The 11,441-nt window shown below is 45.0% G+C and carries 9 protein-coding genes and 1 other RNA gene; all 10 read right to left on the reverse strand.

What is annotated here, in order from left to right:
- Positions 1-1,856, reverse strand: a 1,856-nt coding sequence (locus tag HMPREF1863_RS03170) for a GA module-containing protein (RefSeq protein ID WP_198142705.1), incomplete at its 3' end; no start/stop codon positions are given.
- A 350-nt stretch (positions 1,857-2,206) separates the two neighbouring features.
- On the reverse strand, positions 2,207-3,544 hold the full coding sequence (locus HMPREF1863_RS03175) for an S-layer homology domain-containing protein (protein WP_068367297.1): 1,338 nt from the start codon (positions 3,542-3,544) through the stop codon (positions 2,207-2,209).
- A gap of 84 nt (positions 3,545-3,628) precedes the next feature.
- On the reverse strand, positions 3,629-4,573 hold the full coding sequence (locus HMPREF1863_RS03180) for an S-layer homology domain-containing protein (RefSeq protein WP_068367299.1): 945 nt from the start codon (positions 4,571-4,573) through the stop codon (positions 3,629-3,631).
- On the reverse strand, positions 4,554-5,711 hold the full coding sequence (locus HMPREF1863_RS03185) for a CapA family protein (protein WP_068367301.1): 1,158 nt from the start codon (positions 5,709-5,711) through the stop codon (positions 4,554-4,556). Before HMPREF1863_RS03185 ends, HMPREF1863_RS03180 begins: the two co-directional genes overlap by 20 nt.
- Before the next feature lie 49 nt (positions 5,712-5,760).
- Positions 5,761-6,087, reverse strand: an RNA gene (gene rnpB, locus HMPREF1863_RS03190) — RNase P RNA component class A.
- A 25-nt stretch (positions 6,088-6,112) separates the two neighbouring features.
- Positions 6,113-6,868: a Nif3-like dinuclear metal center hexameric protein gene (locus HMPREF1863_RS03195; RefSeq protein ID WP_068367303.1), complete on the reverse strand. Its 756-nt coding sequence runs from the start codon at positions 6,866-6,868 to the stop codon at positions 6,113-6,115.
- Positions 6,843-7,514 (reverse strand): tRNA (adenine(22)-N(1))-methyltransferase, encoded by a 672-nt coding sequence (locus HMPREF1863_RS03200; protein ID WP_068367305.1) that lies wholly within the window; start codon positions 7,512-7,514, stop codon positions 6,843-6,845. Before HMPREF1863_RS03200 ends, HMPREF1863_RS03195 begins: the two co-directional genes overlap by 26 nt.
- Positions 7,511-8,620 carry an RNA polymerase sigma factor RpoD gene (rpoD, locus tag HMPREF1863_RS03205; protein WP_157065069.1) on the reverse strand — a complete coding sequence of 370 codons (1,110 nt, stop codon included), beginning with the start codon at positions 8,618-8,620 and terminating at the stop codon, positions 7,511-7,513. Before rpoD ends, HMPREF1863_RS03200 begins: the two co-directional genes overlap by 4 nt.
- Entirely contained in the window at positions 8,621-10,399 is a 1,779-nt protein-coding gene (gene dnaG, locus HMPREF1863_RS03210; protein WP_068367307.1) for a DNA primase, read from the reverse strand.
- Between the two features lie 15 nt (positions 10,400-10,414).
- Positions 10,415-11,440 (reverse strand): deoxyguanosinetriphosphate triphosphohydrolase, encoded by a 1,026-nt coding sequence (locus tag HMPREF1863_RS03215; RefSeq protein WP_068367309.1) that lies wholly within the window; start codon positions 11,438-11,440, stop codon positions 10,415-10,417.
- Position 11,441 lies beyond the last annotated feature (1 nt).

The following is an 11,441-nucleotide window of genomic DNA, read 5'->3' on the forward strand; positions in this document are numbered from 1 at the left end:
TTCTTCGCTGCTTCTTTTGCTTGTTTTAAGGCGTCTTCCGCTTTGGCTTTGGCATCATTGACGATTTTATCGACCGTACCTTGATCCGATGCTTGATCGATTTGATTCTTAAAGCCTTTCTTTTCGTCCTCATTGAGGTTGGGAAGGTTATCTATTTCTTTTTTCCCTGATTCTTTCTTTTCATCTAAGGCTTTTTTGGCTTCGGCGTTTTGCTCTTTCGCTTTAACCACGATGTCGTCTACTTCGCCTTTGGTCGTAGCCTTCTCGATTTGGTCTTTAAAATCGTCTTTCGTTTGTTTACTAAGATAGGGTAGGTTTTCTACTTCTTTCTTCGCTGCTTCTTTTGCTTGTTTTAAGGCATCTTTCGCATTTGCACGGTCTGTATTGGTTTGTTGGGCTTGCTCTAATACTTTGTCGACGGCATCTTTATCCTTCGCATCGTCAATGGATGTTTTAGCTTCGGTTTTTTCGTCTTTCGTCAGTTCATCCAACAAATCGATGGTGGCTTTGGCTTCTTCTTTCACGTTAGTTAGATCAGTTTTTTCTTCTTCAACAAGTATATCTAATAATCTGATAGCTCCTCGACTATTGTTTGAAAAATATAACATTGCATATTCTGGCTTATCTTCCGGATTAAAAGTTACAGTAGCTTTGGGATTTAATTTCTTAATTTCACTTAGTATCTTCTCTTTTTCTTTTCTCGTAAGCTCTTTTATATTTCCGACTTTTATTTTGTCTTTTGGCTTTTTAATTACAAAAAGAATGTCCAATTTTCCATCATTATACCTTAGTTTAATAAATTCTCTTTCGATTTTAATATTAATCTCATCGCCATTACGTAGACGAGGTCTGATATACATCGTTTTTCCATTTAAATAGTAATGTCCATCCGATAGATCTTTGTCGTCGTTCACTCTATTTAAATGTCTATTGTTCATTGAAATTGCCTCTATATGGACTTTTGTAAATAAGTCCCAGGTGATTTTTCCATAACCATTTCTTGATGATTCGTATTTTTGTGTAGCCTCAGATGTTGCATCCACGTCGGTTTGAGAGTTTTGGCGAGGCTTTACCACCCCATCTTTCAGGGTAAACTTATAGGTTTTATTCCCAATCTTAATGTCTATGTTTGCATTTCCCTTTAAACGCGGACTGAAATATATTCTATCGTTTTCTTGATAAAATCTTCCGCCTTTTAAATATTTATACTTTTCTACTTTTCTAAATGAATTTCCATTAATCGAAAGGCCATCTACGGTTTTTCTTTCAACTAGTTTCCATACAAATTTTCCATAACCATCACTGGATATCATGTATTCCGGCATTCCCTCAGCTTGAGGCTTTTGAAACGGATACAATCTCCCTTGTTTATACTCGAAGTTATGATTTTTTCCCTTGACCTTAATTTCGACCTTATCACCCAATGTAAGGCCGGGGTTTATATAGATTTTTCCTTTTTCGTAAAAGTAATATCCTTCACGCAGATATTCATCCGAACTCCCTTTTCTTAATGATCTTCCGTTAATAGAAATGCCATCAATATCGCTAACGGTTTTTTTTAATCTTTTCCACTTTATACTACATTTTTTCTGATTGTATTCAAGAGAATTTTTTATCTCTTTTTCCGTATCTGAAGAAGCTGAAGACTTAGTATCTACATGGCGGTGGTTCATCGACTGATAAACAATTGCCTGAGTTGCCATATTTGTACTGTATTCTTCTCCTTTGCTTTCAGACAGAGCATAAACATTTGTCGGTAACAGACCCGCCACCATAGAAAATCCCAAAAGGCATGAGACAAATCCGACAGATAGTTTTCGCATACCGTAATGCGGTTGCTGATTCTTATGATTCATTATTCCTCCTTCATTCTTCATTAAATTCATATGACGCTTTGTCGATCATCCGTTATCTATCTATTTTTCGTAACTGATATACTCCAAAGTTGTCATAGGTATAACCCCTATGGAGTTCATTATATCAATTCGATATCTATTATCAACACCTGTTTTTAATGTTTATCGTCAGATTTACGGTAAATATATATTAGTTTTTCCTTTATATGTTAATTGTTTTCGTTTCATGGCCGTTATTTTATTTTCATTCTTTATTTTTAATTGTTATTTTAACATTTTAAAATAACACACCCTCCCTATCGTTATTTCCGATAAGGAGGGTATGTTATTTCATTTTCTATGAATTTGTTTTAATGGAGGTGGCTCTTAAGGTTTAACATCATCAGCGTGGCTTCTTCTCGGCTCGCCGTTCCTTTTGGATCGAAGACATTGCCGCTTCGTCCGTGTAGTATTTTTCGAGCCGTCAATCCCGCCACGGCTTTTCGATAGACGGGGTGTATTTTTTCTCTGTCTTTAAAGGGCAGGCGCATCACACGATCGTCGTATTTCATGGCGACGTAGACGATGCGCGCCATTTCTTCCCGAGTTATCAACTGATCCGGGCGGAATGTTCCGTCGCCGTATCCATCGATCAGGCCGGCGCTTTTCGCCGCCCCGACGGCATTTTTGTAATAGGCATCGTCTGAAACATCCCTAAAGCCCGTTTCCCCGTCGTGGACCGGCAGTTTCATGGCGAGGGCCATTAAGAGGGTAAACTCGCCGCGGCTCATGGGTTCTCTTCCCTGAAAACTGGAAAGATGTCTGTATGCCGCCGTATTCATTCCCTCATGTTCTGCACGCTCCGGCACCTGATTCGCCCACGAGGAGGTGGTGTAAAAGTTCATAACGTAATTTAAAATAGCCATGGTGTCGTAGTAGCGCTGATCTTTTCCCTTGGAGCCCATGACCACGGAAATTAAATGGCGCCCTTTTTTCGTGTAAGTCGCCGTCAAACATTGGCCTGCAAAGGATGTGGTGCCCGTTTTAAAACCGTTGATTCCTTCAAAATGGCGGAAGTTTCTGTAAAATCGATTGGTCGAGCGGTACACCTGGTCTTTATAAAGTACTTGATGTTTCGATGTGGTATTGAGAATTTCCGGGTATTCGCGAATAATGGCGCGGGTTAAAAGGGCCTGTGCTCTCGGCGTGACGCGATTAGGTTTGAGCCCGTTCGGCTCGGTGTAGTAGGCATCGATGCCCAGAGTTTTCGCCTTTTCATTCATCAGCTCGGCAAATTGTTCCTCCGATCCGCCGCCTAAATATTCCCCTATGGCGATGCCCATTTGATTGTTGCTCTTGACTAAAAAGGGCTCGAACAAATCGCCTAGTCGCTCTTCGTCGTCGAAATTTGTTTTATCCCAAGAGGATTTGGTGCGCGCATTGTCCGAAATGGGAATCATGGTATCCCACGTGATGTCGCCGCTGCGAATAGCATCCAGTACTAAAAAAGCAGTCATGACTTTGGTCATGGACGCGGCGGAAAAGGGTTTGTCTCCGTTTTTTTCGTAAAGTATTTGTCCCGTGTCGTAATCCATAACGATGGCGCCCTTTGCGCTGATATTCGGCGCTTTCGCCGCAAAACTCGCCGTTGGCGTCAGCAACATCACGACGGCGAGAAATAATATCACCGGTTTGTTAAATTGTTTCATTCCGTCTCCTTTCAAACACAGCTTGTTCTATTTTAACAAATTCTCACAAAAAATCCCCACGGTTTTTCCGCGGGGACTCCCTCTTTATTCACTTTCAAATACACTCATGAGTTTAAAGGGGCTGAAGCCTTCCACTACTTTTCCGTCTACTTCGATCATAGGAAGAGAACGGTAGCCTTTCGACTGAAATTCTTCCAAGGCTTTTTCGTCGATACCCACGTTCTTTTCCACATAGGCAGATTTTAAAGTGTCGGTTAAAAATGCTTTCGCCATGTTGCAGTAATTGCAATCGTCGCGAGTGTAAATGACGACGTGGCGTTTTTTACGTACGGGCGGCGTGTAATCTTTGGCGGCTTTTGTAATTCTCGCCATTTCGCTTCTGCGGATGGGGCGATCACCTTCGAATTTTCCGTCGCTTCCCTCCGGCGCCAAGACATTAATCTTCACAAGAGCTGCCACATATTCCGCCACGGGCACCGGTTGATCGAACTGGTCGCCGATGGTACCTAATGCGTCGAGATCGGCAAGTTTTAATATGCTGAAGTCGGTATTGCGAGGTATGCGAAGGGCGCGAGCGTAATAAGAGGCAATTTGTCTTCTCGTCGGACAGCTTTTTTTCGGTTGTGCAAAAGCACCCGCCTTACTCGCATCCATCATTTGTTTTTCGGTGATGACCCGTTGCTCCAAGGCGTAAGCTGCAGCCTCATACGCCCAATTTTCTACACCTGCGCGGCGTACGATATTGCCGTAGGAAAGTACGGCTTGTCGCAGTTCCCCTTCTGTAGGATTTTTAATTCCCTTAATAAGAGAGAACGTTTCGGATAAGGAAACGGGATCGTTGGGCTTAAAAGTACCGTCGGGGAATCCTTTTAAGACGCCGGCAGACGTCAATTCTTCAATATAGGGCCGCGCCCAATGGGTATCGGGAACATCGGTAAAAGACGATGCATAGGCTACTTGCGTTAAACCGGTTACGAGAGCCAAGCTGCACAGTGCGATGCTCCCCCATTTATTTTTCTTCATGTTCATTCCTTTCCTTCTTCATCTGAATCACTAAATTCGGATCGATACGTTTTTCATGTTCGCGCTCCGCTTCTTCTAAGCGGCCGCGGATGTTGTCGATACGCTCTACAGGCATTTCCCCTGTAAGAGCGTAAACCACGGGAATCACCTCAAAATGAAGACCGCCTGCAGTATATTTGTCGACATAGAGGGCCAAAGGCTCAAAGCTTTCCACGCGCGTTCCCTTGTCGTCTTTGATAATGGATGCGCGTACCATCTGCCCGGTTTCTACATCGCGGCGATTCATATATTCCCGTCTTTGATTGGATACGAAGTTCCCCATGGAATAGGCGACAAAAGTTTTTCCATCTTTCGTCACCACATTATCCACCCCTTGAGGAACGTGGGGATGGGATCCCAGTATAAGCGCCACGCCGCGTTCTGCTAAAAAACGAGCTTGCGCTCTTTGTAGATCGGTAGGCTCTTTGCGATACTCTTCGCCCCAGTGTATATAACAAATTATAGCATCTACGCCTTTTTCTTTTAAGTAGCGAATATCATTTTCCACCTTTTCTTCGGAAAAAATACTGACGGCAAAGGGCTTGTCGCTATTTTTCAAAAGATTATCGAAGCCATTAAGTCCGTAAGTATAGCAGATAAAACCCAACTTTATGCCGTTAACCTCTTTTATTAAAGGAGGCGTGTCTTCTATTTGCGTACCCATGACATCGAGGCCGGCTTCTTTTAAATAGTGATAGGTGCTTTCCACTCCGTCCATTACTTTATCGTAACTATGATTGTTGGCGGTGGAGATAATATCAAATCCCACGTCTTTAAAATCGCGGGCCGCCTCTTTAGGGGAAGAGAATACAGGATAGGTCGTATAGCCCTTGGAGCCGTCGGTGAGCGTCGTTTCGAGATTAATCATGGCAATATCCGCCTCTTGAATATAGGGCGTTAAATAGCGAAAGATAGGCTTAAAATCATAACCGCCATTTTTTTCTGCCGCACGTAATTGCGGATGATGGAGCATGAAGTCTCCCAGGGCAAGAATATCGACTCGTTGAACCGGTTGCTGTGCCGTTTTTTGTGGAGAGCTTTTCTCCTCCGGTGCACATCCCGATAACATAAAGAGCAGCATAAAAACAAGCAGTATTTTTTTCATCCCACACTCCTTTGAAATATGTACAAAAAAAGCGGAGGATTCTCCGCTCTTGTCGACTACGTCTATAAGCCGTGTTTTGTATTCGTTAACTATCTATCTGGACCTTCCGTCACCGGAGGCTCTAGCGACCTACCTATCCGGAGGCGACGAGTAATCGCCTTTAATCCACTTTGGTCTTGCTTCGGATGGGGTTTACATAGCCGCATAGTCGCCTATGCGCTGGTGAGCTCTTACCTCACCTTTCCACCCTTACCTTTTCAGGCGGTATCTCTCTGTTGCACTAGCCTTAGGGTCGCCCCCACCGGACGTTATCCGGCATCCTTACTCTGTGAAGCACGGACTTTCCTCGCATACGCGCAGTTAACCGACGTACTCGACTTCTTATTTTACCATAGGGCTCTTTAAATATCAAAGACAAAAGGACTGTTCATGACGACGTGAGCCGTCGCGTCTGAAACGTCTTCCGCCCAAGCAGCCATGGCTTCTAAAATTGCTTTTTCGCTGTGAAAATGACCGATGTCCAGGACCATAAGCCCGATTTCGTAGGCTCGTTGGCCGTCGTGATGTTTCACATCACCAGTAATTAAAACATCGGCTCCTTTAAACGCCGCTTCATCTATAAAATCCGCGCCGCTTCCGCCTACAAACGCAACTCTCTGCACGCGCTCTTTTTTCTGCCCGTAACAACGAATGCCGGTAATGGATTCCCTTTCGAAAATATCCTTTAGATCCTTTAAGCTTAAAGATGACGTGCCGAGAATTCCCAGCTCTTCCTCATCACTCAGTACCGTTACGTCTTGAAGGCTCAGCTTTTCGATCCACTGATCGTTCACGCCGCCTTTTGCTTTGTCCATGGATGTATGGGAGGAGTAGACGGAAATGTTGTGGCGAATGAGATCGCACACCATTTTTCCTCTGAGCGTCCTATCCTCTACCATTTCCAGGGGCGAAAAAATAAAAGGATGATGGGTTATGATGAGCTCCGCTCCTTTTTCCATGGCAAGATCGACCACATCGCGGGTAACATCCATGGCCACGACGACATTTTTCACCTCTCGCTCTCCTAATCGCAATTGCCAACCCGTTTTGTCCCAAGGCTCCTGCAATTCTTCCGGCGCCCATGCTCGTAATTTATTGATGAGTTCTACTGTATTCAAGATAATCCTCCCACACCTTTACATCGTCTTGCGCTTTTTCGATGACATCCGCCCGCCCGCTTTTTTCAACGGCGCGTCGCACACCGCGAAGTCTTTCCAGTTCTTTTTCCGCCATAGGAATAAAATCAACTCGTTGAGCAAAACTTTTCCAGCCGATGGTCGAGCCGTCGCCTTTTTTCACGAGAAGAACGGGATAAAATTTTCCGCGCTCTTCCACAAGATCCGATTGTAGTAATGCAAAACCCGATGCGTTCAAATAATCGAATAGATCTTCCGCTCCCTGCATAGGTTGTAAAATCAAATACTCCAAAGCAGCCGCTTTGTCCGGATCACGTTGCAAAATATCGGCAATTAATCGGCCGCCCATGCCCATAATAATGGCCGCATTCATCTCGCCCACTTTCATGGGCTTCAGGCCATCGCCTACTCTTAAACTAAATGATTCTTGAGGAAATCGCGACGACAAAAGACTCCTCGCTTTTTCCAAACTGGGCGCAGAAATATCGCTTGCGATTACTTTTTTCGCGAGATGCTCCTCTAAAAGAGCATAGGAGATATAGCCGTGATCACAGCCGATATCTCCTATGCAGTCCACGGGTTCAACCAGTTCAAGCACCCGCTGAAGGCGTTTTGATTCCGGCATCATTCGAGAAAATCCTTTAGTTTTTTACTGCGACTCGGATGGCGCAATTTACGAAGAGCCTTTGCCTCAATTTGACGAATCCGTTCCCGGGTAACGTCAAATTCCCTGCCTACTTCTTCCAAGGTACGGGCGCGCCCGTCTTCCAAGCCGAAGCGAAGGGTAAGGACCTGTTTTTCTCTTTCCGTAAGCGTCGTCAGCACGTCGCCTAATTGTTCTTTTAAAAGCGTAAATGTCGCCGCTTCTTGAGGAGATAAAATATCGTCGTCGGGAATAAAATCACCTAAGTGAGAATCTTCCTCTTCCCCAATAGGCGTTTCCAAACTGACGGGCTCTTGAGCGATTTTTTGAATTTCACGCACTTTTTCCACGGTAATGCCCATTTCCTCGGCGATTTCTTCCGGCTGAGGATCTCGACCTAAATCTTGCACCAATTGACGTTGCACTCTTACTAATTTATTAATGGTTTCCACCATGTGTACGGGAATACGAATCGTACGTGCCTGATCGGCAATGGCGCGGGTAATGGCTTGACGAATCCACCAGGTCGCATAGGTAGAGAACTTGAAACCTTTTTTATAGTCGAATTTATCTACGGCTTTCATTAATCCGAGATTGCCTTCTTGAATTAAATCTAAAAAGCTCATGCCGCGGCCCACATAGCGTTTGGCGATGCTGACCACAAGACGCAAATTTGCCTCGGCAAGTTCCCGCTTGGCAAGCTCGTCTCCCTCTTCCATGCGCTTGGCGATTTCAACTTCTTCGTCGGCTTCCAAAAGGGGAATCTTCCCGATCTCTTTTAAATACATGCGCACCGGGTCGTCCACATTGCCGCTTCGTACAGGGCTTTCTTTTTTCTTTTTATCCTCGACCTTGATCTTTTTTTCTTCTTGATCCTCGTCTTTTAAAATATTCACGTCAAGATCTTCGAATTCGGCGTAAATGTCGTCCATTTCGTCGCTGGAAAGGTCGATATCTTCCAGGGCGTCGACGACTTCTTTAGTCGTTAAACTCCCCTTTTGAACGCCTTTTTTAAATAATTTTTCAATGGCCGGATCTTTCTCCATAATATGTTCATCAAACTCGTGCATTTGATCATTGCTCTTAGTCATCTAAGCGAAATCCCCCTTCTCCATATCGTGTAGTCGCGTATTTATTTCATTAAGTTCAAGTAATCTTTGATTCAATGTTTCGAGAGCCTGCCCGTCACTTTCGCCGCTTTTCTCGATCGCCTCAATATTTTTAAGAAGCTGATCCCGACGCGTCTTAAGGCCTTCTTCATAAATGCGATCGATAAGTTCGTTGACAATCGCCTCGCCTTGTATTAGATCCATACCCTTTGTAAGCGACGAAAAACCCTCAATTAATTCCGGGTACATGTCAAAAAAACGTTGCTTTCGCTTATCGCCCGTAAGATCTTCTTTATAGAGATCGCCAAGTCGTTGAAAAAGTTCGCCTTCTTCTTCGCTCAAAACATATTTCCACTGTTCTCTTTTAAGTAAAATGGCATAGAAATCTTCTTCCTCCAGGGCATACTGAAGCAATCTCAGCCACAAACCGCCATGAGGATTCTTATTTTTTTGCTCTTTCTCTTTTTTCGGCTTCGGCGTAACTTGTTGTGCTTTGATTTGCGCTCGGAACGATTCCGGACGAATGCCGTAAGCTTCCGCGTATTTCGTCGCAAAGACATCCCGCTCCACGGGACTCTTTATTTTTTCCAATACGACGCTCACCTGATTTAAAAAATCGGAAAGAGACGATGCGTCGTGTAAATTGTATTCTTTTTCGAGCATCGTCACTTCGTAATCGGTGGCGGCGAGCCCTTGAGTGATTTTGCTTTCAAAGGCGATTTTCCCGTAGGTTCTAATGTAATCGTCGGGATCGTGGCCACCATCTAAAACGACGATGCGCGGCCGCATATCTTCCGCCATTAAAATATCGATGGCACGCATGGTGGCTCGTTGCCCTGCGCTGTCGCCGTCGTAGCAAATATAAACCTGCTTGCCGTAGCGCTTCATCATATGGGCCTGTTCCTGTGTAAGAGAGGTGCCGAGGCTTGCCACGGCGTATCCTATGCCCTGAGCGTGGAGGGAAATAACATCCATATAGCCTTCTACCAGTAAAATCCGCTCCCGATTACTTACTTTCATCAGGCGATTTAGGCCGTAAAGCTCTCTGCTTTTTTTGTAGAGAGGCGTATCGGAGGAATTTAAATACTTAGGCAAGGAATCGTCCAACACCCTTCCTCCAAAGCCGACGACCCGCGATTTCGTGTCGATAATGGGAAAAATTATGCGATTGCGAAAGCGATCGTAATAATGATTGCGCTTTTCGTTGTAGGACACGAGATTAGCCTCGACCATTTCCTCTTCCGAATAACCCTTATTCGACAAATGCTTTAAAATCTGGTCGCCTCCGGCCGGTGCGAAACCTAAACCGAAAGCGAGGATCATGTCTCTACCGATGCCGCGATTTTCCAAATAACGCAAGGCGTAGGGATTGCGGCTGAGGATGCCCATGTAATACAGCGCCGCCTCCCTATTCATGGCGGCAATACGCTCACGCTTTTTCGTCACTTCGTCATTTCGGTAAGCCGGCTTTAAATCGATATTCAGCTCTCCGGCCAAACGCTCCACAGCCTCTATAAAGCCCAGGCCTTCTTTTTCCATGAGGAATTTAATGACATCGCCACCGACGCCACAGCCGAAGCAATGGTAATAACCTTTTTCCGGTTGCACAGAAAAAGAGGGCGTCTTTTCTCCATGAAAAGGACACAGCCCCATATAGCTTCGTCCTTTTTTTTGAAGTTTTGTATAACGCCCTATGACCTCGACGATATCCGATTCGCTTTTTACTCGCTCGATAATCTCGTCGTCGATGATCGATGCCATGTCCTCACCCCACTTTTAAAGCGTATGCCAATCTTTTGGTACAAACAATTCTTTCCAAAGATTTATCGCGAAGCGATCGGTCATGCCGGCGATGTAATCTGTTACCGTATCCTCGTCGCTTACACCGTGTTTTTCCGCAAATAAGAGATGCTCTTTGGGAATGGCGTCGCGGTGTTCCATAAAGTAGAAATAAAGATCCTTTATGAGCCGCTCCACTTTTCCGTCTTCGCTCTTCACCTTTTTGTTGAAATAGACATTTTGGAACATAAACTGCCGCAGCGAAATCATCGCGCTGTAAATATCCTCGTCCATTCCCACGACGTCATCGTCAATTCCATAATCGATAATGCTCTTTACAAGGGTGGTTATTCTTTCGGAATGGGTCGTTCCGAGAACCTCTGCCACATCCTTTGGTATATCCTCTAGTTTCAGGACGCCGGCGCGTATGGAATCGTCGATATCGTGATTTAAATATGCGATGCGATCGGCGAATTTAATAATCTGCCCTTCCAGAGTGTGAGCGGGATTGGCGCTCTGCTCCTTAGAGTGGTGTAAAATACCGTCGCGCACTTCCCACGTTAAATTGAGACCTTCTCGCCCGGGTTTAGATTCCAAAAGATCTACGATGCGCAAACTTTGTTTAGCGTGATCGAATCCTTTCGAATTCAGTTGCTCCAATACCGCTTCTCCGGAATGACCGAAAGGCGTATGGCCCAAATCGTGTCCGAGCGCAATGGCCTCAACCAGGTCTTCATTTAAGCGTAAGCCTCTCGCCATCGTTCGCGCAATTTGCGCCACTTCCAACGTATGGGTCAAGCGGGTGCGGTAGTGATCCCCTTCTGGTGCAATAAACACGTGGGTTTTGTGTTTTAAGCGGCGAAAAGCCTTGGAGTGAATAATGCGATCCCGATCGCGCTGATAACATGTTCTGAATTCGCAAGGCGCTTCATCTTGCAAACGTCCTTTTGAATCTGCCGCATGGGCCGCCTTTTCGGAAAGAATTGCGTTTTCGACCTGTTCCCAGTGCTCCCTTAAAAGCATA

Source organism: Aedoeadaptatus coxii (assembly GCF_001553115.1).
GTDB classification, from domain to species: Bacteria; Bacillota; Clostridia; order Tissierellales; family Peptoniphilaceae; genus Aedoeadaptatus; species Aedoeadaptatus coxii.